Genomic DNA, 24,761 nt, shown 5'->3' on the forward strand with positions numbered 1-24,761 from the left:
TTTGCGAACGTAGAAACATACATCAAAATTTTAAATTGGTGTATTGCGCTTTCATTTTAGTCAAAAAAAATAGCGCCAATATACTTGACGCTATCCTTACTTAATTTTCTAAAACCTTGACTATTTAATATAATGTAGTACTTGATTCAGGACTGCCGTAATACCATCCACATTTTTTCCTTTTCCAGAAGCAAAGAAAGGCTGACCTCCTCCATTTCCATCAATTAATTTTCCTAATTCTCGAATAATAGCACCTGCATTTAATCCTTTTTCTGCAACTAATTCCTTTGAAATGTAGCAGTGAATATTAGGCAAATTATCTTCGATAGAAGCTAGAAATACAAATGAATTTGGCATTGAAGTTCCAATTGCCATTGCTAAATCTTTTGTAGCACTCATGGATAAATTAACTTGTTTTGATAAAAAATGAATCCCATCAATTTCTTGAAATTCAGAAACTAAATCACTTTTCAATCCGTCAATTTTATCTCTCAACAATACCTCAACTTGCTTCTTTAACTTCGCATTTTCATCTTGCAAAGAAACCACCGCTTTCATCGTATCTTGCGGATTTTTCAACGTTTCCTTGATATCAGCTAATGTGTTTTCTTGTTTTGCAAAATAATCTTTAACAGCATCTCCAGTAATTGCTTCAATTCTGCGAATTCCAGCTGCAACCGCTCCTTCAGAAATAATTTTAAAATACCAAATATTCGCTGTATTTTCCACGTGAATTCCTCCACAAAGTTCCATGCTTTCGCCAAATTTAATCGCACGAACATTATCACCATATTTCTCACCAAACAACGCCATTGCACCTTCATCTAAAGCTTGCTGAATTGGAATATTTCTTCTTTCAACTAAAGGCAATTGTTGCTGAATTCTTTCATTCACAAAATCTTCAACTTCCTTAATTTGTTCATCACTCACTTTTGAAAAGTGTGAAAAATCGAATCGCAAATTATTTGGATTAACCAATGAACCTTTTTGTTCTACATGTGTTCCTAAAATGGTTCGCAAAGCCAAATGCATCAAGTGTGTTGCCGTATGGTTTTTAGAAGAAGCCGTTCTTAGATTTGAGTTTACTCTTGCAGTAAAAGTACCTTCAAGATTTTCAGGTAAACTTTTAGCAATATGTAAAATCAGGTTATTTTCTTTTTTAGTGTCTAGAATTTCAATTGTTTCATTTGCAGAAATCAAGGTTCCTTTGTCTCCCACTTGTCCTCCACCTTCTGGATAAAATGGCGTATTATCTAAAACAATTTGATATAAAACACCGTCTTTCTTGGAATCAACTTTACGAACTCGTGTAATTTTTACTTCGTTTTCAGTTTGGTCGTAACCCACAAAAGTTTCCGTATTTCCTTGCACTAAAATTTTCCAGTCGTCAGTAGAAACTTCTGAAGCTGCACGAGAACGCGTTTTTTGCTCTAACATCGCTTTTTCAAAACCGGCTTCATCCAACTCATAACCTCTTTCTCTTAAAATCAAAGCCGTTAAATCAATTGGAAATCCGAAAGTATCGTATAATTCAAACGCTCTTGTTCCATCAACAAGTTTACCTTCAGTAGATGAAATAACATTGTCTAAAAGCTGTAATCCTTGGTCCAAAGTTCTTAAAAATGAGGCTTCTTCTTCACGAATTACATTGGTCACTAAATTTTGTTGTGCTTTTATTTCTGGGAAAAATTCGCCCATTTGATTCGCCAAAACTTCAACCAACTTGTAAATAAAAGGCTCTTTGGTATCCAAAAATGTAAATCCGTAACGAATGGCACGACGCAAAATTCTACGAATTACATAACCAGCTCCTGTATTGGATGGTAATTGTCCATCAGCAATTGCAAAAGCTACAGCTCGAACGTGATCTACAACGACACGAATCGCAATATTGGTTTTATTCTGCGTTTCTGAAATATCATGAACGTCATCTGAAGTATATTTCAAACCCGTAATTTCTTCTACTTTCTCAATTAATGGTGTAAAAACATCGGTATCGTAATTTGAAGTTTTTCCTTGCAATGCCATACATAAACGCTCAAATCCCATTCCAGTATCGACGTGTTGTGCTGGTAATTTTTCTAATGAACCATCTGCTTTACGGTTGAATTCCATAAATACATTATTCCAAATTTCCACAACTTGTGGATGATCTGCATTTACTAATGAAAAACCTGAAACTGCAGCTCTTTCTTCATCTGAACGTAAATCAATATGGATTTCAGAACATGGACCACAAGGGCCTTGATCGCCCATTTCCCAGAAATTATCTTTTTTGTTTCCTTTTATGATTCGGTCTTCGTTTACAAATTGTTTCCACAAATCGAATGCTTCTTGATCAAACGGAACATTTTCTGAAGGGTTTCCCTCAAAAACCGACACATAGATTCTATCTTTATCTAATTTTAAAACTTCTGTTAAAAATTCCCAAGACCAATTAATTGCTTCTTTCTTGAAATAATCACCGAAAGACCAGTTTCCAAGCATTTCAAACATGGTGTGATGATATGTATCAAAACCTACGTCTTCTAAATCGTTGTGTTTTCCTGAAACACGAAGACATTTTTGAGTATCGGCAATTCGAGTACTTTTTGGCACAGCATTTCCTAAGAAATATTCTTTAAATTGAGCCATTCCTGAGTTGTTGAACATCAAAGTTGGATCGTCTTTTAAAACGATTGGTGCTGATGGAACGATTAAGTGTCCTTTGCTTTGAAAAAAATCTAAAAATTGCTTTCTAATATCTTGTGACTTCATTTTTGAAAATTTGAAAATTTGGAAATTGAGCAATTAGAACATTTGTCATTTTTTAAACATTTGAACAAGTATCAAAATGTGTAAAATATCAAATTATCTAATTAAAATCACCCGAACCAATGAAACATTCATTAAATTTGTTCGACTAACCTTTTTAATAAGGTGCAAAAATAGCATTTTTTAACTCATGAAGAAGGTAAAATATTACTTCGATTCTGAAAATTTGGCCTACCGAAAAATTGTAACTAAAAAGCGTAAACGTTTTGGTTACATTGCGTTGTTTTTACTTTCGACAGCCGTTTTTGGAATTCTAAGTTTTATTGTGTTATTAAATACGCCATTTTTTGAAACACCAAAAGACCGTTTACAAGCGCGAGAAATTGAAAATTTGAAAATTAGATATGCCATTTTGAACACTAAAATGTCGGAAATTGAAGATGTGTTGGAAAATATTGAGGACCGCGACAATAATTTATACCGCACTTATTTTAATACTTCCGTCATTCCCGACGAGCAGCGAAAAGCAGGTTTTGGTGGTGTAAATCGGTATAAGGATTTGGAAGGATTTAATAACTCAGAATTGGTTATCAATACATCTAAACGTGTGGATGTTTTGTCTAAACAAGCAGCGATTCAGTCGCGTTCTTTGGACGAAATTGTTAAATTAGCCAAAGCAAAGGAGAAACTCTTAGCGGCAATTCCTGCCATTCAGCCGGTGAAAAATGAAAATTTACGTCAGATGGCATCAGGTTTTGGATACAGAAGTGATCCATTTACAAAAGTCAGGAAGTTTCATGCAGGAATGGATTTTTCGGCAAAAACGGGAACGCCTATTTACGCAACAGGAGACGGCGTTGTGGATCGAGCAGACAGTAACGCTTCTGGATACGGAAATCACATCGTAATCAGGCACGGTTTTGGATACGAAACGCTTTATGCACATTTGAGCAAATACAACATTAAAAAAGGTCAGAAAGTCAAGCGTGGCGACCTTATAGGTTTTGTAGGAAGTACAGGACGAAGCGAAGCGCCCCATTTGCATTATGAGGTTCACAAAAATGGCGAAGTGGTCAATCCATTGAATTACTATTACGGAAATATTTCTGCAGCAGAATTTGCTGTAATTTCAAAATTGGCGAGTCAGGAAAATCAGTCTTTGGATTAAGATTTAAACATTAAATTATAATTAGGATTGTTATTTACATTGAAAAAAGATTTAAAAATAGAAAAATATGCATCTTGAATTAAATCCAGATAAACGGTATTACAGCATGGGCGAATTAGCTAAAGCGTTTGACGTTAATGCTTCGTTGATTCGATTTTGGGATAAGGAATTCGACATTTTGAAACCCAAGAAAAATGCAAAAGGAAATCGGATGTTTACTCCTGAAGATGTTAAGAATTTACAGTTGATTTATCATCTAGTCAAAGAACGTGGATTTACGCTTGAAGGTGCAAAAACGCATTTGAAAGTGGGACAACAAAAAACATTAGACAGCTTTGATATTATCAGTAAACTAGAAAGTATTAAAGCACAATTGAACCAGATTAAAAGCGAATTATAAAGACCAAATTGAACAAATAATAAAAATTAAAAAAAAGAACACATGAAAAGATTTTTGCCTTGGATTATTGTAGCAGCTGTAGTATTTATTGGCTACTTCTGGATTAAAGGAATTAACAACACAGCGGTTGCCTTAAACGAAAACATCAGAGAATCATGGGGAAATGTTGAAACATCTTACCAGAGAAGAAATGACCTGATTGGAAATTTGGTAAATACAGTAAAAGGTGCTGCTGAATTTGAAAAAGGAACTTTAACAGCAGTTATTGAAGCACGTTCAAAAGCAACTTCTACAACTATTGATCCGACAAATATTTCACCAGAACAATTGGCTGAATTTAGCAAAGCACAAAGCGGTGTTTCTTCTGCATTATCTAGGTTGTTAGTAACTGTAGAACGCTATCCTGATCTTAAAGCGAATGCAAATTTCTTAAAGTTGCAAGATGAATTAGCCAGTACAGAAAATCAAATTTTAACTGCAAGAACGCGATTCAATGAAGCGGTTAAACCGTATAATAATCATGTATTGACATTCCCAAATTCAATTTTTGCTGGAATGTTCGGATTTAAGGAAAAAGCATACTTTGCAGCAGTTGAAGGCGCTGACAAACCAGTTGAAGTTCAATTCTAAAATAAAAAAAATGTCAAAAGTTGAGGAGTTTTTAACCAAAGAAGAAGAGCAAGAAATCGTAAATGCAATTCAAACTGCAGAAAAAAATACTTCTGGCGAGATTAGAGTTCATATTGAAAAAACAACTTCCAAGGACACGTTTGATCGTGCCTTGGAAGTTTTTCATTTATTACAAATGAATGAAACCAAACTCAAAAATGGCGTTTTAATTTATCTTGCTGTTGAAGACAAATCATTTGTTATTTGCGGTGATGAAGGAATTAACGATGTCGTAGAAAATGATTTTTGGGATTGTACGAAAGACGCTATGGTCGCTCACTTTAAAACCGGAAATTTCAAACAAGGTTTGATTGATGGCATTTTAAGAGCGGGTGAACAACTTCGCACTTATTTCCCTTACGAGGAAGGCGATGAGAATGAATTATCAAATGAAATATCTAAAGGATAAAGAATGAAGTTCCAAAAAATAAAGAATACAAATTCCAAGTGGAAAAATAAATTGCTGCTTTTGGCGCTCTTGCTTCAAGTTGGATTTAGTTTTGCACAGTTTACCATTCCTGAAATTCCAAAATTTCAAACCAGTGTTTATGACTATGCGGGTGTTTTAAATGCACAGGAGAAAGCAGCTTTAGAACAAAAGTTAATCAATTATAGTGATTCTACTTCAACACAAATTGTGATCATTACTATTGAAAGTTTGAAAGGCGAAGATATTGGTTTTCTTACGCCAAAGTGGGGCCAAACTTGGGGAATTGGTGGAAGCGAAAAAAATGACAACGGTGTAATTATACTTCTTGCCGAAAAAGAACGCAAAATATGGATTTCGGCAGGTTATGGAGTGGAAGACCGTTTAACAGCAGGAATTGGCGGCGAAATTACGCGAAATAACATTTTGCCTGAATTTAAAGCCGGTAGTTATTACCGCGGACTTGACGCAGGAACGGATGCTATTTTTGAGGTTTTAAAAGGAAAATACAAAGGAGAACGGAAAAACAACAAAAGCGATGGAAGTCCCTTTCCAATTGTGCTCATACTTATTTTTATTGTCATTATTTTTTTAATTGCAAAGAAAAATGGCGGTGGTAATAATGGCAAAAACGGCAATAATGGTGGTGGTTTTGGCTTGGCCGAAATGATCATCCTGAGCAGTTTAGGCCGAGGTGGCGGATTTGGCGGAGGTTCTTCTGGCGGCGGATTTGGCGGCGGAGGCGGTGGCTTCGGTGGTGGATTTGGCGGAGGAGGATTTTCTGGAGGTGGCTCTGGTGGAAGTTGGTAATTTAAATATAAAAAAGCACATGAATATTCAGGAATTAATCAATCAGCAAATGGATCATTTCATTGAAAAGCTGATGTCAAAAGATCAATTGTCGCACGAAAAACTCATTGAAGTTGCTTCTCACGTTGGCGCTTATCTCATTCGTACCCGACACATACAAAACAAGGGCATTGCAAGCCAAGAAATTGATTTGGTTTTACAAAGTGTATTTGCCTTCATTCATACTAATTTTGAAAATCAGTTTCACACTGAAGACTTTATCCTGATAAAGGAAACGACCTCAAATCTTTTAAAAGATCCAAGTTTTGATCAAGAGATAGAAGATTATTTTAAAGAATTTTATACATAAAAAAAGGAGCTTAATTGCTCCTTTTTCTTTTTGTTCATTTAGTCTTCCCAGCGGCTCTTTTTCTTGCCTCCAAATTTCTCAATCTTGTAAGTCAATGAAAACATCGCATACCTTCTTAAAACTGTGTTTTCTACATCTTGTATAGCCGTTGGAGTTATCGTTCTAGTAGCATTTACGTTTTGATCTAGCAAATCATAAATTTTAACTTTGGCTAATAACTGATCGTTAAAAAAGTTGTAGCCCAAACTCATGTTCCATAAATAAAAATCTTTTTGAAATCCGTCAGCTATATTGGAGTTGTATGTATACCCAAAATCATTTCCGAAGACCACATTTTTGGGCCAATAAGAAGTTGTTTCTAACTTTAACGTATGTACAAAGTTGGACAAACCGTCAATGGAATAGTTTTTAAACTTCGTATCACTAAAATTGTAATTGTAACTTGGAGTAATGGTCAATAATTCTCCATATTCCCAAGACAACTCTATGCTTGGGTTTAAAGATAATGCTTCCGCTTCGTACGCTTGATTATTAGTCAACCCTTTTGAAAGACCGTAATTAGTACTTAAACCCAAACTGTATTTAAAAGTATGCTCTTCTTTTTTGATACTTTCATCCCAATTGAAGCCAAGAAAACCATTGTAAGTAATACTTGTGTTTTCAAAAGTTGTATTTCTTTTAGCACTTGCGTCAAAAACGGTCGAGGAAACAATTTGATTATTGTAAAAACTACCACCAGAATATAAATAAAAACCGGAACGCGTTGCATAATCGTAATTATTAAAACCAAGGTAAAAATTATTCCTCTTAGTGGGTTTCAAATCTGGATTTCCAACGATGGTATTTAATGGATTGGATAAGTTTTCTACCGGTAAAATTTGGTTCGCAGTAGGCAAACTTACTGAATAACGGTAATTCATATATATCGATTTAGATTTTGAAAATCTATAATTTAAATACCCGTTTACATTGGGCAAGACATAATCTTTATTTAAAACCGTGCTTTGATCTAAATAATTTGAGAAGTTTTCAAAACGCGTAATTTCTGTTCCGACGCTAATTCTTGCATTGAATTTTTTCTTACGAATACTTAAAGTTAAAAATGGATTTACCTCTTTTGTAGCAGATGTGATGTAATTGGAAAGCAATTCATTTTTAATGGAATAATTTCCACTTGCTTCATCAAAATCAAAAGTTGCTTTATCATTAACAGATTTACTCCACTTATATCTTGTTCCAACAGAAAAAGTAAGCGAGTCTGTAATTGGCTCTGAGTACGTTAACGAAGTAGAAAACCGGTCGTCTTTTTCTTTGTTGTTTTCAATTAAATTCCGATTAATCACTTCATCTCCAGCATCTCTGTATAAAATAGTTGTGGAAATATCCTGACTTTCCGTCTTATCATTAGTATTTTCATTGTCAAAATTAAAAGACAAACTTCTTCCCTTCTTCTTAAATTTTCTAAAAAGGTATAAATCATTTTCAAACGCCAAGTTAGTCGCATTGTTATTACTATAACTATTGCTTTCATTTAAAGCTTCGCCAAATTCATCTACTGAAAATTGAGATCGATTTGCTGTGTACCTCGAGTTGCTTTTCTTTAAATTTGGACGAATGTCCAACGTGGTAAGTGAATCAATTTTGTACTCAAATTCTACATTCAAATTGTGTCCGTTACTTACGTTTCTTGTTTTACCTAAAGATTCTGTTGTAAATTTATTTTCTGGCAATAGGTTCTCCACCTTGCTGCGTGAATCATTATTATTTTCAGAAGAGTTATAGAAATAGCTGGCGCTTGGATCAATTTTTTTTCCAAACTTGTCGGAATAATTCACTCCAATCATATTGGATTCGGTAATCCCATTTCCGCCACCAAATTGCTGACCATTAATATTAAAACTTCCATCGCCACTAGAATAAACGTTTCTACCGCCACCCATGGAATCAAAAACTTCGTCCATCGAAAATCCGATAGAGTTAATATTATTAGAAGAACCTAAAAAACTAAACTTTTGGTCGTTTTTAAAATAATTGATCAATCCACTGGATTCGTATCGATCTTTAGTTCCTAAACCACCACTAAATTTTCCAAACAATCCTTTGTTTTTATCTTCTTGAATAGTCAAATTAATCGTTTTTTCTTCCGCACTTGCCGCTTGACCCGCTAATTCTTCCTCCTTGGTTTTAGTATCAGAAATCTGTACTTTATCTATAATGTCGGACGGCAAATTTTTAGTGGCCACTTTACCATCTTTACCAAAGAATGGTTTTCCGTTGACCAAAATATTATTTACTTCCTTACCGTTTACTGTAATTTTTCCATCCGAAGAAACTTCCACACCAGGCAATTGCTTCAGCAAAGTTTCAACATTAGAATCGGGACGCACTTTAAAAGAAGAAGCATTGAACTCCAAAGTATCTTGCTTAATCCGAACTGGTGGAGCTTGGCCTTGAATCACTACTTCATTTAAATCATTGGCTTGATCTAAGACTTTAATTACACCAAAATCTTTAGATTCGGTTAGCGATTCTAATTTCACAGTGTAATCTTGAAATCCGACGAATGAAATTTTAAAGTAAACAGGCTGCGAGATTTTCCGAGTTGACAATGAAAAATTTCCGTTTTTGTCTGAAATAGTATAATCCACAATCGCAGAATCTTTTACTGTGGTAATAAAAATGGTGGCTGATTCTAGCGGAAGTTTAGAAGTATCTTCAATTATTTTTCCTTTAATCGTTACCGTGTTTTGAGCAAGGAGCGAAGAGGACATCACTAAAAAAAAGAGCACTGATGCGTAGATTTTTGACATAAATTGACTTGGTTTAGATTTACTTTCTGGTTCAATCTTATTTACAGCGAATTACGATATTTAGTACGTAAAGAAATAATTTCTTACAAAATAATTAACAAATTTTTAATTACTGTAAAAAGTGTGATTACCTGAATAAAATTATTAAACCAAAAAAAAACCAGAACTTTCGCTCTGGTTTTTACTATTATTTTTCTCTGATATACACATCAATTGGTACACCTGAAAAATCCCATTTTTCACGGATTTTATTTTCTAAAAAGCGTTTGTACGGTTCTTTTACATATTGCGGTAAATTTGCAAAAAACACAAACTGAGGCGTTGGCGTAGGAAGTTGCATGCAATATTTAATTTTTACATATTTTCCTTTCAAAGCCGGTGGCGGATAACCTTCAATTACTTTCAACATATAATCGTTGAACTTAGAAGTAGGTATACGTTGTTTTTTATTTTCAAATACTTGAACAGTTGCTTCCAAAGCTTTCAATAAACGTTGTTTCGTTAAAGCTGATACAAACAAAATGGGCACATCTGTAAAAGGCATTAATTCTTTTCGAATTTTCTCCTCGTAATCCCGTGTAGACATGGTTTCTTTTTCTACTAAATCCCATTTGTTTACCAAAATTACTACTCCTTTACGGTTCTTTTCGGCCAACCAAAAAATCGACTGATCTTGACCTTCAAATCCACGAGTGGCATCAATAATCAAAATACAAACGTCTGCATATTCAATAGCACGAACGGATCGCATTACCGAATAAAATTCTAAATCTTCCTTTACTTTTGCTTTACGACGAATTCCCGCTGTATCTACTAAGTTAAATTCAAATCCAAAACGGTCAAATTTTGTATCAATAGAATCACGCGTAGTTCCAGCAATATCTGTTACCATAAAACGGTCTTGACCGATCAAAGCATTGATAAAACTTGACTTTCCAGCGTTTGGTCTTCCCACTACTGCAAATCTTGGCAATTCAACTTCGTCAACAGGTTCTTGTCGTTCTGGAAAAGATTCTACCAAGGCATCCATTAAATCCCCTGTTCCACTTCCTGAAATACTTGCAAACGTATAATAATCGCCTAAACCAAGGTTGTAAAACTCAATAGCGTCTTTTTCACGCATGGCATTATCTACCTTATTTACAGCCAATAAGACTGGTTTTTTTACTTTTCTCAATAATTTTGCAACAGTGTCATCCATAGGAGTAATTCCCTCTTCTACATCCACTACAAAAATAATTACATCCGCTTCATCAATGGCTAATTCCACTTGTTTGCGAATTTCACTTTCAAAAACATCGTCTGAACCTTTGATGTATCCACCCGTGTCAATCACAGAAAACTCCTGCCCGTTCCATTCACTTTTTCCGTAATTACGGTCACGAGTTACCCCGGAAACCGAATCTACAATCGCTTCTCTTCTCTTAATCAACCTATTAAAAAGGGTTGATTTTCCAACATTTGGACGTCCAACTATGGCTACAATATTGTTCATAAAATAATTTTCAATTTGCAAAAGTACGCTTTTTTGCCCCTATTATTTGCTAGGAAACGTAAGTATTTTCAATTTTTAATACTTAAAAGCCTTATAAAATGGATAATCACTTACTTTTATTACATTGGAATGGCACATAAATGATCTGAATTTATTATTTGTAAAAAAAATACGTCGGGAAAATAGTTGCAGATTTATTGCAATTTAAAATAATTTGAATATTTTAGTCGCACAATTGTTAAAATAATTAGGATGGAAATAGATGATCAAATTGCTTTACGTCCGTCTTTCAATGTAGACGTTCCAAAATCAGTGGGCGAAATTTTAAAAAATGCCACAAAAATAGAACAGGAAGTACGAGAAAATTATCGAATTAAAATTTCAGACCATCACATTTTCTTCTTCATCATTGGTGCAAAAAAAAAGTATTATTCACCGCACTTACATATTGAACTGACAGAAAACGAAGACAAAACCACACATGTAAAAGGTTTATATGGCCCGGATCAAATGGTTTGGACCTTTTTTATGTTTCTGCATTTTATAATTGCAGGACTTTTTTTAATTTTTGCAGTCATCGCTTATTCGCATTGGACTTTAAAACAATCCACCACTTTTGACTTTGTCATTATGGGACTACTGCTTGTGTCTTGGTTCGCACTCTATTTTCAAGCGCGAATCAACAGAAAAAAATGCCAACCTCAGATGCACAATTTAGAACAATTGATGCAAAGAATGTTGACATTTTAATTTTTAGCGAAAGAGGGGTTTTTCAACTTTCACTTCTTGTATTTTGAGGAGCTTGATCCAGCTGTTCACTTTATCTTTTCTGTCTTAAAGAAAGCCAGAAAAGGATGCCGCTTCCATCTGGGCTATGGAATTATTTTTCAGCAGAACCGTTTTTTAATTATTGTAACCAAATCGTTTCAACATATTGGTGTTGCTTCTCCAGTTTTTGTTGACTTTCACATACATCTCAATATGGATTTGTTTTCCAAAAAACTTTTCTAAATCAGCACGTGCTTCCACTCCTACTCTTTTTAGCGCTTCACCTTTGTGTCCGATGATAATTCCTTTTTGAGTATCGCGTTCTACCATGATTAAGGCACGAATTCGGATGATATTTTCATCTTCAAAAAACTCTTCGGTTTCAATTTCCACAGAATAAGGAATTTCCTTCTTATAATGAAGCAAGATTTTCTCACGAATGGTTTCGTTTACAAAGAAACGCTCTGGCTTATCTGTCAACTGGTCTTTTGGATAATACGCTGGAGATTCCGGCAATAAATCCAAAATTCGATTGAAAACTTCTTTTACATTAAAGTTTTGCAACGCCGAAATTGGGAAAATTTCTGCATTAGGTACTTTTGCCGTCCAATACGCCACTTGCTCTTCCAATTGGATTTGATCTGAAGTGTCAATTTTATTTAGAAGCAACAAAATTGGAATTTGAGCATGAATGATTTTATTAAAAAAAGCTTCATCTTTTAAGTCTTGTTCTCCAATTTCAACCATGTAAATCAAGATATCCGCATCTTCAAATGCTGATTTTACAAAGTTCATCATGGAAGTTTGCATCTCGTAAGCGGGTTTAATAATACCTGGAGTATCCGACAAAATCACTTGAAAATCATCCCCATTTACAATTCCCAAAATACGGTGACGTGTAGTTTGTGCTTTTGAAGTAATGATCGACAAGCGTTCGCCTACGAAAGCATTCATTAAGGTTGATTTTCCAACGTTTGGATTTCCAATAATATTTACAAAACCTGCTTTATGTGACATTTACAATTTATTTAGTTTGCAAAGATACTGATATCAGTGGAATAGACGAAATAAAACATTTTTTAAAAAAAATGCTTGTTTATCAAGATAAACGTTGTAAATTTGCACCCGAAACATCGCGGGATAGAGCAGTAGGTAGCTCGTCGGGCTCATAACCCGAAGGTCATTGGTTCGAGTCCAATTCCCGCTACTAAGTTTACTAATTCGATTAGTAAAAAAATCATTTTGAGATTACAAACGCACATCGCGGGATAGAGCAGTAGGTAGCTCGTCGGGCTCATAACCCGAAGGTCATTGGTTCGAGTCCAATTCCCGCTACAAAGAAAAAGCTTCATAGAAATATGAAGCTTTTTCTGTTTTATAGCGTTTCGTGAAACATTAGAATTTTTTCAACTCTTACCCACTTCTTAAATAGAATTTTTCAATTCTAAATTATATTAAGTTAATCATTTCTTAATCGCTTGAAAAAGTTATTGCTATTCATTTAAATTCGTCACGTCAATTTGCTGTGGAAAAACCGCATTTGAAAATTGATCTTTTATTTAGATGCTTGCTCCTAATTTTCAAGAATTAAATTATAGTAGAAATTGATTTATACAACACTTTTAAATATTGCAATTTTTCAAGGAGTGCTTTTGGGCTTAATTATTTTAAAGTCTTCGTTATTCAATAGTAATTCAAATAAATATCTAGCCTATTTATTATTTACACTTTCCATTCTTTTACTGAATCATGTTCTTGCGATTGAAGATGCATACAAACCTTATCCTTTTTTACAGTTTATTGATGATGTTGAATGGGCATTTCTATTACCTGTTTTTATATTTCTATTTATTATAAACCGGATTGAAGATGCTGTAAAAAGCAAACAAAAAATTTATTTGTGTTTTATTCCATTTGTCTATTCCGCTGTTCTTAATATTACAAACGATCTTGATAGTGTTGCAGGAATTTATAAAATCCCTGCAACATTATTCGATATAATAAATGTACTTGGCCTTATTCATCTACTTTTAGCCGTTACTTTTATTCCTTTCTTACTGATTTACTCTTTTTTTATGGTAAAGCATTTAAAAGTCAAGGAAGAAGAAAATTGGGTTGTTATCCTATTAAGTCTTGTTAGTTTATTGCTAATGTCTTGGCTTATTACTGCTCTAACAGGCTTGATTCTTAAATATGATATTTCTTCTACAATGAGCGGAGTGGCTTTATTTGGCACATTTATAATTCATTGGACAGCTTATAAAGGCATTTACAAATACAAGTTAGCAAAGAATAAGGAAGCTGTTCATAATTTTCTACATACAGATCTGCTGGTTACTTATCCCGATTCGCAAATTGTAGAAATTAGACCATCGGAAGAGAACAAAGAATGCATTGCAGCGGATAATATCTATTTTCAAAAACTGCAACTTCTTTGCAACGAGCAACACATTTATACGGATAGCACTTTAAACAGAGAAAAAGTAGCTGAAAAATTGGGAATAAGTCCTGGCTATGTTTCGCAAATTGTAAATGCGATAACCGGAGACAACTTTGCCAATTACATAAATAACTACCTGGTAGAAGCCGTAAAGGAAATGATTTCAAATTCTGAATTTGAAAACTACAATTTATTAGCGATGGGATTAGAATCTGGCTTTACTTCCAAGACCACTTTTTATAAAAGCTTCAAAAAAGCTACGGGTCAAACACCAAATGAATATAAGAATAGCGGTAAATAAGTACCAATTTATCCATTTTTAAGGTTTTGACACCTCTTCTCGCTTTTCTTTGAGGACTTTTGCCATCAAATAATTCAAAACACATATTATGAAAAAATTTTTTTTACTAACTGTTCTTACAGTTTTAGGGTTTACAAATGTCAATGCTCAAGAGGTTGAATTTGGCGTTAAAGGAGGTTTAAACTTTGCAAATATCAGCGGTGATAACACGAAAGATCTTGGCGCTGTTACAGCATTTAATTTTGGTGTTGTATCAGAAATTCACATTTCAGAAAAATTTTCCTTTCAACCTGAATTAATGTACTCGGGTCAGGGATACAGTCCTGACAACGATATTGTTGCTTTAAGTTACTTGAACCTTCCATTAATTGGAAAATATTATGTAACAAAAGGATTGAGTCTTGAAGCCGGACCGCAATTAGGTTTTTTACTTGCAGCGAAAAATGAAAAGACAGATGTGAAAGATGCGTTTAAAACTTTTGATTTTGGTGTTAATTTCGGCTTAGGTTACAAACTTGAAAGCGGACTTAATTTTGGCGCACGATACAACCTGGGATTGACTAACATTAATAACTTAGATAATTCGTCTTTTAAAAATAAAAACAGCGTAATTCAAGTATCGATTGGGTACTTCTTTTTCTAAAAAAATTGGAGAGGCTGTCTTAAATGGACAGCCTCTTTTTATTTAATTTTCGCATTAAAAACGTCTCTGCAGAATTATGGATTAATAATTTACGTCTTTTCAAAGACACCATAATACCGATCTGCAAAACTCGCATTTAATGCTTAAAATTCATTAAAACCGACTATGATACGCTTTCAATCTCTAAAGCAAGACGAAGGTCTTTTTCAGTAATACCTCCCGCATCATGCGTTGTCAAACAAATCTTTACTTTATTATACACATTTGACCATTCTGGATGGTGATTAGATTGCTGAGCAAGAAGCGCTACTTTTGTCATGAAGCCAAACGCTTCGATAAAATCTTTAAACTTATATTCACGAACAAGTTGTTCGTTTTCTAATTTCCAAGACTTCAAAGTTCCTGTTAACTCCTTTTTAATTTCTTCTGCGGTTGATTTCTCCATAATTCAAATTTTAAAACGTTTTACCGCTAATTTACGTAAACACTAGTAATTATAATCTTAAACTTTAGAATGTTATTTTAGCACTCGTTTAAAAACAATTACTTTTGTACTTCTTAAAACAAATTTGAAAAACACTTTTAGCCACATTCTCTTCAATCGCATCCAAGATCTTCCTAGCAATTGGGATGATTTTGCCACGCATACTATTTTTCTTTCTACCAATTACCTGAAGGTGCTCGAAGAATCGGCTCCGGAAAACATGAATTGTTTTTACATTGGAATTTATAATGCAGAAAATTTGGTAGGAATTGCAATTGCGCAATATTTAGACGGAAGTGCGATGCAGAGTTTTGGAAATCGCGACCGTTGCATAAAAACAGCGTCTAGAAATTTTACATTTAAAAATTTTGCCAGTCGCAATCTTTTCATTGGAAACAACATGTTGACAGGTCAAAATGCTTTTTCATTTTCACCGACTATTTCACTGGAAAATGGACTATTAGAATTAAAGAAAGCCAGTTACTCTTTAGAACAGCAATTGCAAAAGCAAGGTAGAAAAGCGCATTTGACCAGTTTTAAAGATTTTACAAATCAGGAACTTTCTCTTTTTGAAGCTGCTGATTTTTCTTCTTTTTATCAGTTTCAGATTCAACCGAATATGATTTTAGAAATCAAAGACAACTGGCATTCAATGGATGATTACGTTTTTGATTTGAACAAAAAATACCGTGATCAGTACAAGCGTGCACGAAAAAAGGCAATTGATGTTGAAAAAAGAAAATTAAGTTTAGAAGAAATTATTGCTTCCGAATCCTTTATTTATGAGTTGTATTTGCATGTGGCAGAAAGTGCTCCTTTCAATACATTTTTATTGCGTAAAAATCATTTCAGTTCATTAAAAAGGCATTTGGACCACGACTTTCTGTTTTACGGCTATTTTTTAAATGGTGTTCTGATTGGATTCAACACATTAATAAAAAATGGAGATACGATGGACACTTATTTCTTGGGCTACGATGATAAAATCCAGCGCGAAAAGATGTTGTATCTGAATATGTTGTACGATATGATTGGCTATTCGATTAAAAAGAAATTCAAGACCATCATCTTTGGTAGAACGGCTTTGGAAATAAAAAGCAGTGTAGGAGCCATTCCTGAAGACACATTTGGGTATATCAAACATAGCAATCCACTGGTCCAATGGCAAATGCCGCGCATTTTTAATTCGTTACAACCTTCCTTATCTTGGCAACCAAGAAATCCTTTTAAGACAAATGCTCCGGAATAGCAACTTTAAGCTGTTTATGCAAAATGTGAATATCTAATTCAGTGACTTCTCCCATGAACTCGCCATCAATTTGAAAAGGAACGGGTTCCTCAGTTGTAATTAGTGCTTGGTCTGTCGAAATAATTAAGACATCTTCGGAATCAAGTGGCATGTTTCCAGTGATAATTTGCCCAAAAACAAAAAGATCAAGATTTTTTATAATTACCAGTTCAAACTTTCCATCGTCCATTTTTCCATTTGGATTTACGGTAATTCCTGTACCATACTTTTGCGAATTTGCAATAATAATAATTCGCGCCACTACTTCAAACTGGACGTTATCTGCAAAAATTTTAGCAACAAAAGGCTCCTTCATTTCAGAAAGCGTTGAAAAAGTTTGCAAAGCATAACCCAATTTTCCACGAGTAGTACCTTTTTCGTAATTTTTAACCAGTTCTGCATTCAATCCCAAATCACTTAAATGCATACTTTTCTTACCGTTAATGGAAATCATATCCATGTCCATTGGTTCATTAGTAAACGCAATTTTTACATTTTCGGGTAAGCTGGAAGGTAAATTTAGATCGACCGAAAGTCCGTTTGCAGAACCTGCTGGTAAAATCCCGATAATCACATCGCAATCGGCAAGTGCTTCTGCAACCAATTTAATGGTTCCATCGCCACCAGCTACTAAAATACGTTCGGGTTGGTGTAAATCAAAAAGCTTTTTAATCGATTCCTCATCCTTCTTACCGGTAGTTTCATATACAATAAAACGTAAGAAAAGGGCATCAGCAAAAAACTTAGCCTCCTGAATGAATTCGGATTTATCCAAGTCGCCTGAAATTGGATTGACCACCATTATGACACTTTTCTTTATCATTTTAAATTTTATATTGCTAAAAAACCATTACGTTAATGTACATCAAATGTAGTAAATATATAAGATGGCTTGTGAAAAATTTTTTCAAAAAATACCGCAAAAAAGTTATAATCGATTCGGTAAATACAGATATACCACTTAACTTTACCGTTATGAAACCCATCTTAAAGTTATACAGAGGCTATGCGAATGAGCAAGAATTAATTGTCATGGGTCATGTTTTTAGACCTACCACCCAAGAAGAATACGATTTTCAAAAAAAGAAGTTTAAAAACGCACGTTCGATTATCCGAATGTTTCAAACCAAAACACAGTCAAATGCGGATGTTTATTTAGAACGCAATGGAAAAATCATTCATACCAAAACACTTGCAGATGGGTATTTTAAATTCTGTATTCCAATAAAAGAAATTTTAGGCTACGGCTGGTTGGATTATAAAGTGCATATATTTTATGAGGGAAAAAAGATTGAAGAAATTGGAACTTACGTCCGACCAATTGATGGGAATTTAGGTTTTATTTCAGATATTGATGATACTTTTTTAGTTTCCCATACCCATAATGCGTTTAAAAAACTATTCATTTTATTGTTTAGAAACGTAAATACAAGGAAAGTTTTTGAAGGAGTGGTACCGCATTATCAAGCTTTAAGTACTGCCGGAAGAAACAATAAAGAAGAGCAAAATGCTTTTTTCTATGTTTCAAGTAGCGAGTGGAATTTGTACCGTTTTATTGTTGAATTTACAGAATTGAACCAGTTGCCACGAGCGGTGCTTTTATTGAAAGACATCAAAACGAGTTTAATGGATTTTTTCTTGACGGGACGTGGTGATCACAATCATAAATTTGAAAAAATCAAGCACATTTTGGAGTTTTATCCTAACTTAAATTATACGTTGCTTGGCGATGATTCGCAAGAAGATCCGTATTTATACGAGAGTATTTGCAAGATTTTCCCCGTAAATGTAATGGCAGTTTACATCAGGCAAACCGGAAAGAACAAAAAACAAAAAACCCAAAGTGCCTTAGAAAACATAAGCACTTTGGGTGTTAAAATTTGTTATTTTCGCGACAGCAATGAAGCCATTGCACATTCCAAGCGAATTGGATTGATCAAATAATTACAGAGCGTCAATTTCGCCTTGTACCACTTCCCAATCTGCTAAAAGTTGATCTAGATCTTTCTTCTTTTTGTTGTATGCCATAAAGAAACTCGCATCTTCAATATGCTTGTCGTAATTTGCCGCTAAGGCTTTATCGTCTTTCTGAATGTCGTTTTCCAACTGTTTAATCTGGCTTTCCACTTTGCTTAAACGGTTTTGCAACGATTTATTTTTCTTCTGATCTTCGTAAGAAGATTTGTTATTTTCCTTGGCATTCTCTTTTTTTGCAATGTCTTTCTTCTCCACTTCACGCATGTTCTCCAAATTGCGTTGTTCCAAGAAATAATTAATATCGCCTAAATATTCCTTGATTTTCTGGTCTCTAAATTCGTAAACCAAATTGGACATTCCTTGAAGAAAATCTCTATCGTGTGAAACGAGTAATAATGTTCCTTCATATTTTTGCAACGCTGCTTTCAACACATTTTTGGATTTTATATCCAAGTGATTCGTAGGCTCATCCATCACAAGAACGTTGATGGGTTGTAGAAGCAATTTACACAACGCTAAACGGTTTCTTTCGCCACCAGAAAGCACTTTTACCTTTTTTTCTACATCATCACCTCTGAACAAGAAAGAACCCAGCATATCGCGAACTTTGGCCCGATTGGTATCGGTTGCCGCATCCTCCATGGTTTGCAAAAGCGTGATTTCTCCGTCTAAATATTCGGCTTGATTTTGTGCAAAATATCCAATTTGAACGTTATGTCCCAATTTAATTTCACCTTCAAATTCAAATTCATTTACAATCGCTTTGATAAATGTTGATTTCCCTTGACCATTCTGACCTACAAAAGCAATTTTACTTCCGCGTTCCACCAAAAGCGAAATGTCTTTCAAAATGGTATTGCTACCGTATGCCTTTGTTACATGTTCTGCTTCAACAACAACTCTACCTGGAACTTTTGAAACTGGAAAAGAGATGTTCATCACTGAGTTATCGTCTTCATCCACTTCAATACGTTCTACTTTATCCAGCTTTTTAATTAAAGATTGTGCCATCGATGCTTTAGATGCTTTTGCTCTAAACTTCTCAATAAGTTTCTCCGTTTCTTCAATTTTTTTTGCTTGGTTTTTCTGCGTTGCCAACTGTTTTTCACGAATTTCATGACGCAATTCTAAATATTCCGAATACGGTTTATTGAAATCGTAGGCTTTTCCCAACGAAATTTCTATAGTACGGTTGGTTACGTTATCTAAAAACATTTTATCATGCGAAACAATTACCACCACTCCGGGGTAATTTCTCAAGAAGCTTTCCAACCAAATGATACTTTCTATATCCAAGTGATTGGTAGGCTCATCCAGAAGTAATACGTCGTTATTTTGCAAAAGCAGTTTCGCTAATTCAATACGCATTCTCCATCCACCCGAAAAAGTTTCGGTTTGATTATTGAAAACTTCTCTTTTAAAACCTAATCCTAAAAGAATTTTCTCTGTATCTCCAACATAATTATAACCGCCCAAAAGTTCGAATCGGTGGGTATAATCTCCTAAATCTTCAATGATTTTGCTATATTCTTCGGATTCATAATCGGTACGAGTAACCAATTGGTGATTTACTTCCTCTAGTTTTTTCTCTACAATTTTAATATCTACAAAAGCTTCATATGCTTCTTCTAAAACCGTTCGACCTTGTTCAAAATCAATATCTTGACGTAAAAAACCCATACGGATTTCTTTTTCCTGTGAAATTACTCCACTATCCGGAGCAAAATCTCCAGCCAAAATTTTTAGCATGGTTGATTTCCCAGCGCCATTTTTCCCAACAAGACCTACGCGATCTCCCGCTCCCAAACGAAAGGTTACTTCTTCAAAAAGAAACGTCCCACCAAACGAAACGGATAAATTGTGTATGTTAAGCATAATAAATTTTTAAATTCTTTGAAGATAAACTTCAAAATTGAATGAGTTAATTTGTAAATTTGCATATCGATAATTCGAACGAAAATTTAAATCAGTAATAATCTGCAAATGTTAAAAAAAGGATCCAAATTATATAGTATTTTAACAGGAACTTGTCCTCGATGTCAAAAAGAATCGATGTACCAAGACAAAAACCTCTTACATTTGAGTAATATTATCAAAATGAAGGAGAATTGCAGCCACTGCGGACTGAAATATCAGATCGAGCCTTCATTTTTTTACGGTGCAATGTATGTAAGTTATGGTCTAAATGTAGCCATAGGTATTTTGACTTTTATTATTGTTTTTCAATTTGACAGAAGCATGTTAACTTCGTTCATTAGTATCATGGTTGTACTTATTTTATCATTTCCATTAGTGATGCGTCTGTCCCGAAATATTTACATCAATCTGTTTGTTTCCTATAAACCAGATTTAAAGAGCTAGACACTCTTTTTCTTGAAACGGGCAATAGAGTAATGTAAAGGAATTTCAGTGCCATTTTCAGCAAACTGAAATAACATCCGTGCAGAATAAGGTCCTAACATAACTCCTCTTGTTCCTAAACCATTTAAGACCAAAATATTTCTATGCATAGCATGTGAACCTAAAAGTGGTTTTCGATCTTTCACTGTAGGACGGACACCCGCCATGTGCGAGATAATTTCAAAATCACATTGTAGAATTTCCTTAATTCTTGACACTAACTCCTCTTTACCTTCCTCTGTAGGAACATCAGTTTTGTCGTGCCAATTGTAAGTTGCACCAACCTTGAAAAAATCGCCGCCTAATGGCAAAATAAAGACACTAGTATTCATTATATCTGTTAACTTCAATTCAGGTGCTTTGATGATAAAAAGTTCGCCTTTTGTACCGTCAAGAGGCAAATAGTTGAAATAAGGATTCGCGTGAATACCAAAACCTTCTGCAAACACCACTTTTTTGGCTTCAATTCCATTATAGGCACAACTATCGTCTTTAATTTTGAGTGTTGAATGATCAAAACTTTCAGAAAACAAGTCTCCATTACAATCTAAGAAATGCTGGTAGGTTTCCACAAAGAGTAAAGTATCTAAATAACCCGTTCTTAAGACACGTCCATAATTAAAAGGAGCATCTATACCTGGAATCACTTTTTTAACGATTGTTGTGGAAAGGAATGGAGTCATTTTGGGTTGATCGGCAGCTTGATACCAATTATTTTGTTCTTCGACAGAAAAAAATTTTCTTAGTAATGGCAATGGAAAATTGATCTGAACGCCAATTCTTTTTTCAATTGTACTATAGAATTCCTCCAAGTAATCCAATTGCAATCCAGCGTCTTCTAATCCCGTAAATCTTTTTAGTATGACTGGGTTGTACAATCCTCCAGCAATTCGGGAGGAATTTTGGGAAGCATCAGTAACTAACTTAAAACTTTTACCGTTTTGGTAACAAAGTTCTGCAAAGCATAAGCCTGCAATACCGCCTCCAACAATTAAATAATCTACCATAGTGCAAAAATAAAAAAACTCTTACCAAATGGTAAGAGTTTTAGTTTTAAAATGAAACTACAATTAGTAATTCCACATATCTTGTTCAAAATCTCTGATTTTGTCCTTCACGCGTTCTGCTTCTAGCAATTGCAACTGTGAATTATCCTTCATGTATTTTTCAATCTCACGATCTCCGTACACATTCTCTTCTTGATAAATTACCGCGCTAAAACGTCTAGAGTTTAGCAAACGGTCAAATGAAACTGGAGCTGCTGAATTCCTATCGTTAAATGCATAGGACTGATTCAATATTTCTCGTGCTGCTGGAAAGTAAATCCAAAACAACTCAATAGCTATCGCATCATCATTCCCAGAATCTCTTGCCTCTTTTGCAACAGGACAAATCCCGATCATTCTGTATTTTAATTCGCCTTGACGTTTGTCAAAATACCACATTCCTTTGATCTTGTAACCCGAAACATCTTGCGACACTAAAAATCGTTCGTCAATGTACTGTGGATCCAACACTTTTTTACCCGACATATAGTCATCGTAATACGTGTTAATCTCATCACGTCCAGCATCAATAGTATCTCTAAATTTGAAAGAGTTTTCCATTTCTTTCAAAGTACGTTTTGTATTGAAATAGCTATCAGCATACACTTCAGTTATACTACCATCTTTAATACCTCCAAGAAGTACATGAAAAAGGGATCTTCTGTTTGGTCCGATGTTAGCCGTATCAATAGGGAAATATAGAGGGAAATTCACTCTTTCATCTAGATCGATGACTTCCCAAACTGCTTTGCCCATTAAGATATCACGATCGTCCACAAACCCGTAAGGCAATGGCTTATCATTATCTGCGAGCAATTGCGCCTCCGATTTCTTACCGATTTCTTCTGGAGTTTTTGCGTTCAACAAGTTAGATTGTGCAGAAGCTGTAACGCTACCTGCTACTAAAATGATTAGTGATAAAAAGTTTCTACAATTCATAGTTCGTGTTAATGTGATTTGAGTTTAAAACGTCAAAACAGTATTATTATTATTTAATTTCGTAAAAAGCAGGTGCAGTTTGACGCAAGATAATTGGAGAACCTTCAATTTTAGTTTTAATCTCAGAAATTGTAACGATATCACCTCTCGATGCTCTAGCCATTGCAGCCTCACATTGCTTGTTAACTCTATCACCATTCACAACAACTGAAGGCTGACCTGACACTCTAAAAGTAAATTGTGTTACTTTTAAGTTTACATCAAAATCAAAATCAACTAATTGTGCTGTAATTTGAGAAACAGCTAAACGCCCTTTTGCTCCAGATGTTTCACCAACAGTTCCACCAATTGCACCTTGTGGAGCAGGAATATTTTTAATCCTGAATACTTTCTTATCATTTGCGGAAGTTCCATCAGGCAACTTACCAGTAACGTTAATCACAACTTCAGCACCTTGACCAGGACTCATATTATATTTACCATTTCCTGCTTTAGTTAATCCTGCTCCTGATGCATTAACATCTGAATCAGAAACACCTGCAAAAGATATAGTCATTGGATTAACAACACCTCTGTACACAACATTCATTTTATCAGCAGAAATCGTAGCAGAATTAGGACGAGGTACAACAACGTACGTACCATTAAAAGGTAAATTAATTGGTTTACCATTTTCCATGAAGTTAAAAGATCCTCCAATTTTTTGCTCACCAACTCCACCAGCTACCATAGATAAAACAGCTTGACCATTTTCTAATTTTCCTGGACCTTTAAAATCTGTAAATTTTGCGTTAGGGTCATATTTCCCTAAAACTACTTTACCAGTAACTTTTTCGCCTTGGAAATAAGCATTCTTATCAAGAACCACGATTGCTTGAAACTTACTCATAGAAGCTTCACTCATAGCCGCTTTTCCTAAAGCAGCACTGATTACATCAGATTCTGCTTTTTTTGCATCACTTTGCCAAGCTGATAATTTTGCTAAAGATGCAATTGCTGGAAAGCCTTGAAAATGATATTCTAAAAACTTTACTTTAATACCATCTTTATTTTCAACATCAGATATATCAAAAGCGTTATTTACTTGATTCAAAACACTAGCGTATTTTGCTTCTGTTCCTAAAGCAGCTTTCATTTCAGATTTGTAAGTCTCGATCGCACTCATAACCGCATTTCCACGATCAGACAAACCTGTACTTGCAAACCAACTGTTATTTAGGTTATCTGCCTTATCCATTTCTTCGTAAGGAAGTTTTCCCTCTTCTGCTTCTACTCCTGTTAAAACTTCTCCTTTTGCTGTTGCAACAAAGTCAAAGAATTTTTTTGTAGCTGCTTCAACTTTATGTCCTGTAACTGCAGCTGCGATAAAGTCACCTTTCGATTCACTAGCTTTCGCATCAAGCGCAGCCATCATTTGTTGATTGGATAGATTTGAAGTCTCATTTGCAGCTTCGAATTTTTCATTCATCATACCAAATGCCGAAAGTACTTCTTTGGACATATTTAATGCTAACATCGCGATGAAAACCAAGTACATTAGGTTAATCATCTTTTGTCTAGGGGTTAATTTTCCTCCTGCCATCTTTAATTAGT

General features: G+C 34.5%; 22 protein-coding genes and 2 tRNA genes. 14 read left to right on the plus strand and 10 right to left on the minus strand.

The window, feature by feature from the left end:
- Nucleotides 1-120: 120 nt before the first annotated feature.
- Complete coding sequence (gene alaS, locus H602_RS0102125) at nt 121-2,757, minus strand: alanine--tRNA ligase (protein ID WP_026976532.1); 2,637 nt, start codon at nt 2,755-2,757, stop codon at nt 121-123.
- 187 nt (nt 2,758-2,944) lie between these two features.
- On the opposite strand from alaS, the gene H602_RS0102130 reads away from it, so the two are divergent.
- From H602_RS0102130 to H602_RS0102155, 6 genes are all read left to right on the plus strand, one after another.
- On the plus strand, nt 2,945-3,922 hold the full coding sequence (locus H602_RS0102130; protein ID WP_026976533.1) for a M23 family metallopeptidase: 978 nt from the start codon (nt 2,945-2,947) through the stop codon (nt 3,920-3,922).
- A 67-nt stretch (nt 3,923-3,989) separates the two neighbouring features.
- Nucleotides 3,990-4,322, plus strand: a complete 333-nt coding sequence (locus H602_RS0102135; protein WP_026976534.1) for a MerR family transcriptional regulator — start codon at nt 3,990-3,992, stop codon at nt 4,320-4,322.
- 42 nt (nt 4,323-4,364) lie between these two features.
- On the plus strand, nt 4,365-4,952 hold the full coding sequence (locus H602_RS0102140; protein ID WP_026976535.1) for a LemA family protein: 588 nt from the start codon (nt 4,365-4,367) through the stop codon (nt 4,950-4,952).
- A 10-nt stretch (nt 4,953-4,962) separates the two neighbouring features.
- Nucleotides 4,963-5,400, plus strand: coding sequence for a TPM domain-containing protein (locus H602_RS0102145; protein ID WP_026976536.1), 438 nt, complete (start codon nt 4,963-4,965; stop codon nt 5,398-5,400).
- A gap of 3 nt (nt 5,401-5,403) precedes the next feature.
- A complete protein-coding gene (locus H602_RS0102150; protein WP_026976537.1) occupies nt 5,404-6,228 on the plus strand; it encodes a TPM domain-containing protein in 825 nt (274 codons plus the stop codon).
- Between the two features lie 19 nt (nt 6,229-6,247).
- A complete protein-coding gene (locus H602_RS0102155) occupies nt 6,248-6,577 on the plus strand; it encodes a hypothetical protein (protein WP_157504814.1) in 330 nt (109 codons plus the stop codon).
- A gap of 38 nt (nt 6,578-6,615) precedes the next feature.
- Here H602_RS0102155 and H602_RS0102160 read toward each other — a convergent pair whose 3' ends face one another.
- Both H602_RS0102160 and der read right to left on the minus strand, forming a co-directional pair.
- Nucleotides 6,616-9,387: an outer membrane beta-barrel protein gene (locus H602_RS0102160; protein ID WP_026976539.1), complete on the minus strand. Its 2,772-nt coding sequence runs from the start codon at nt 9,385-9,387 to the stop codon at nt 6,616-6,618.
- A 187-nt stretch (nt 9,388-9,574) separates the two neighbouring features.
- Nucleotides 9,575-10,882, minus strand: a complete 1,308-nt coding sequence (der, locus tag H602_RS0102165) for a ribosome biogenesis GTPase Der (RefSeq protein ID WP_026976540.1) — start codon at nt 10,880-10,882, stop codon at nt 9,575-9,577.
- A 252-nt stretch (nt 10,883-11,134) separates the two neighbouring features.
- On the opposite strand from der, the gene H602_RS0102170 reads away from it, so the two are divergent.
- Nucleotides 11,135-11,632: a hypothetical protein gene (locus H602_RS0102170; RefSeq protein ID WP_026976541.1), complete on the plus strand. Its 498-nt coding sequence runs from the start codon at nt 11,135-11,137 to the stop codon at nt 11,630-11,632.
- Nucleotides 11,633-11,785: 153 nt separating this feature from the next.
- On the opposite strand, the gene era is transcribed toward H602_RS0102170, so the two are convergent.
- Nucleotides 11,786-12,667, minus strand: coding sequence for a GTPase Era (gene era, locus H602_RS0102175; RefSeq protein WP_026976542.1), 882 nt, complete (start codon nt 12,665-12,667; stop codon nt 11,786-11,788).
- 117 nt (nt 12,668-12,784) lie between these two features.
- Here era and H602_RS0102180 point away from each other — a divergent pair.
- The 4 genes from H602_RS0102180 (at nt 12,785) to H602_RS0102195 (ending at nt 15,034) form a co-directional block, all read left to right on the plus strand.
- Nucleotides 12,785-12,857: transfer RNA gene (locus H602_RS0102180), tRNA-Met, on the plus strand.
- A 55-nt stretch (nt 12,858-12,912) separates the two neighbouring features.
- Nucleotides 12,913-12,985 (plus strand) — tRNA-Met (locus tag H602_RS0102185).
- A 269-nt stretch (nt 12,986-13,254) separates the two neighbouring features.
- Nucleotides 13,255-14,391 (plus strand): helix-turn-helix domain-containing protein, encoded by a 1,137-nt coding sequence (locus H602_RS0102190; protein WP_026976543.1) that lies wholly within the window; start codon nt 13,255-13,257, stop codon nt 14,389-14,391.
- Nucleotides 14,392-14,479: 88 nt separating this feature from the next.
- Nucleotides 14,480-15,034 carry a porin family protein gene (locus H602_RS0102195; protein WP_026976544.1) on the plus strand — a complete coding sequence of 185 codons (555 nt, stop codon included), beginning with the start codon at nt 14,480-14,482 and terminating at the stop codon, nt 15,032-15,034.
- A gap of 163 nt (nt 15,035-15,197) precedes the next feature.
- Here the strand turns inward: H602_RS0102195 and H602_RS0102200 are convergent, their stop codons facing one another.
- Nucleotides 15,198-15,479 carry a 4a-hydroxytetrahydrobiopterin dehydratase gene (locus H602_RS0102200; protein ID WP_035758735.1) on the minus strand — a complete coding sequence of 94 codons (282 nt, stop codon included), beginning with the start codon at nt 15,477-15,479 and terminating at the stop codon, nt 15,198-15,200.
- 124 nt (nt 15,480-15,603) lie between these two features.
- On the opposite strand from H602_RS0102200, the gene H602_RS0102205 reads away from it, so the two are divergent.
- Nucleotides 15,604-16,767: a GNAT family N-acetyltransferase gene (locus H602_RS0102205; protein WP_026976546.1), complete on the plus strand. Its 1,164-nt coding sequence runs from the start codon at nt 15,604-15,606 to the stop codon at nt 16,765-16,767.
- Here the strand turns inward: H602_RS0102205 and H602_RS0102210 are convergent.
- Nucleotides 16,745-17,629, minus strand: coding sequence for a diacylglycerol/lipid kinase family protein (locus H602_RS0102210; protein WP_342663463.1), 885 nt, complete (start codon nt 17,627-17,629; stop codon nt 16,745-16,747). The two genes, H602_RS0102205 and H602_RS0102210, sit on opposite strands and share 23 nt — an antisense overlap.
- A 152-nt stretch (nt 17,630-17,781) precedes the next feature.
- On the opposite strand from H602_RS0102210, the gene H602_RS0102215 reads away from it, so the two are divergent.
- Nucleotides 17,782-18,750, plus strand: a complete 969-nt coding sequence (locus H602_RS0102215) for an App1 family protein phosphatidate phosphatase (protein WP_026976548.1) — start codon at nt 17,782-17,784, stop codon at nt 18,748-18,750.
- Here the strand turns inward: H602_RS0102215 and H602_RS0102220 are convergent, their stop codons facing one another.
- Complete coding sequence (locus H602_RS0102220) at nt 18,751-20,658, minus strand: ABC-F family ATP-binding cassette domain-containing protein (protein ID WP_026976549.1); 1,908 nt, start codon at nt 20,656-20,658, stop codon at nt 18,751-18,753.
- 108 nt (nt 20,659-20,766) lie between these two features.
- Here H602_RS0102220 and H602_RS0102225 point away from each other — a divergent pair, with 108 nt between their 5' ends.
- The gene (locus H602_RS0102225) at nt 20,767-21,144 is read left to right on the plus strand and encodes a DUF983 domain-containing protein (protein WP_026976550.1); all 378 of its coding nucleotides are present in this window, start codon (nt 20,767-20,769) and stop codon (nt 21,142-21,144) included.
- Here the strand turns inward: H602_RS0102225 and H602_RS0102230 are convergent.
- From H602_RS0102230 to porM, 3 genes are all read right to left on the minus strand, one after another.
- Nucleotides 21,141-22,190 carry an NAD(P)/FAD-dependent oxidoreductase gene (locus H602_RS0102230; protein WP_026976551.1) on the minus strand — a complete coding sequence of 350 codons (1,050 nt, stop codon included), beginning with the start codon at nt 22,188-22,190 and terminating at the stop codon, nt 21,141-21,143. The genes H602_RS0102225 and H602_RS0102230 overlap by 4 nt on opposite strands.
- A gap of 63 nt (nt 22,191-22,253) precedes the next feature.
- Complete coding sequence (gene porN, locus H602_RS0102235) at nt 22,254-23,168, minus strand: type IX secretion system ring subunit PorN/GldN (RefSeq protein ID WP_026976552.1); 915 nt, start codon at nt 23,166-23,168, stop codon at nt 22,254-22,256.
- Between the two features lie 49 nt (nt 23,169-23,217).
- Complete coding sequence (gene porM, locus H602_RS0102240; RefSeq protein ID WP_026976553.1) at nt 23,218-24,750, minus strand: type IX secretion system motor protein PorM/GldM; 1,533 nt, start codon at nt 24,748-24,750, stop codon at nt 23,218-23,220.
- Nucleotides 24,751-24,761 lie beyond the last annotated feature (11 nt).

The organism is Flavobacterium tegetincola DSM 22377 (assembly GCF_000425485.1).
GTDB lineage: Bacteria > Bacteroidota > Bacteroidia > Flavobacteriales > Flavobacteriaceae > Flavobacterium > Flavobacterium tegetincola.

Coding starts and splice junctions, on each gene's coding strand:
- H602_RS0102160 (WP_026976539.1), bottom strand. CDS start 9,387: ATGTCAAAAATCTACGCATCAGTGCTCTTTTTTTTAGTGATGTCCTCT.
- H602_RS0102215 (WP_026976548.1), top strand. CDS start 17,782: ATGAAACCCATCTTAAAGTTATACAGAGGCTATGCGAATGAGCAAGAA.
- der (WP_026976540.1), bottom strand. CDS start 10,882: ATGAACAATATTGTAGCCATAGTTGGACGTCCAAATGTTGGAAAATCA.
- porN (WP_026976552.1), bottom strand. CDS start 23,168: ATGAATTGTAGAAACTTTTTATCACTAATCATTTTAGTAGCAGGTAGC.
- H602_RS0102150 (WP_026976537.1), top strand. CDS start 5,404: ATGAAGTTCCAAAAAATAAAGAATACAAATTCCAAGTGGAAAAATAAA.
- alaS (WP_026976532.1), bottom strand. CDS start 2,757: ATGAAGTCACAAGATATTAGAAAGCAATTTTTAGATTTTTTTCAAAGC.
- H602_RS0102230 (WP_026976551.1), bottom strand. CDS start 22,190: ATGGTAGATTATTTAATTGTTGGAGGCGGTATTGCAGGCTTATGCTTT.
- H602_RS0102210 (WP_342663463.1), bottom strand. CDS start 17,629: ATGATAAAGAAAAGTGTCATAATGGTGGTCAATCCAATTTCAGGCGAC.
- era (WP_026976542.1), bottom strand. CDS start 12,667: ATGTCACATAAAGCAGGTTTTGTAAATATTATTGGAAATCCAAACGTT.
- H602_RS0102195 (WP_026976544.1), top strand. CDS start 14,480: ATGAAAAAATTTTTTTTACTAACTGTTCTTACAGTTTTAGGGTTTACA.
- H602_RS0102200 (WP_035758735.1), bottom strand. CDS start 15,479: ATGGAGAAATCAACCGCAGAAGAAATTAAAAAGGAGTTAACAGGAACT.
- H602_RS0102155 (WP_157504814.1), top strand. CDS start 6,248: ATGAATATTCAGGAATTAATCAATCAGCAAATGGATCATTTCATTGAA.
- H602_RS0102170 (WP_026976541.1), top strand. CDS start 11,135: ATGGAAATAGATGATCAAATTGCTTTACGTCCGTCTTTCAATGTAGAC.
- H602_RS0102220 (WP_026976549.1), bottom strand. CDS start 20,658: ATGCTTAACATACACAATTTATCCGTTTCGTTTGGTGGGACGTTTCTT.
- H602_RS0102145 (WP_026976536.1), top strand. CDS start 4,963: ATGTCAAAAGTTGAGGAGTTTTTAACCAAAGAAGAAGAGCAAGAAATC.
- porM (WP_026976553.1), bottom strand. CDS start 24,750: ATGGCAGGAGGAAAATTAACCCCTAGACAAAAGATGATTAACCTAATG.
- H602_RS0102140 (WP_026976535.1), top strand. CDS start 4,365: ATGAAAAGATTTTTGCCTTGGATTATTGTAGCAGCTGTAGTATTTATT.
- H602_RS0102135 (WP_026976534.1), top strand. CDS start 3,990: ATGCATCTTGAATTAAATCCAGATAAACGGTATTACAGCATGGGCGAA.
- H602_RS0102130 (WP_026976533.1), top strand. CDS start 2,945: ATGAAGAAGGTAAAATATTACTTCGATTCTGAAAATTTGGCCTACCGA.
- H602_RS0102225 (WP_026976550.1), top strand. CDS start 20,767: ATGTTAAAAAAAGGATCCAAATTATATAGTATTTTAACAGGAACTTGT.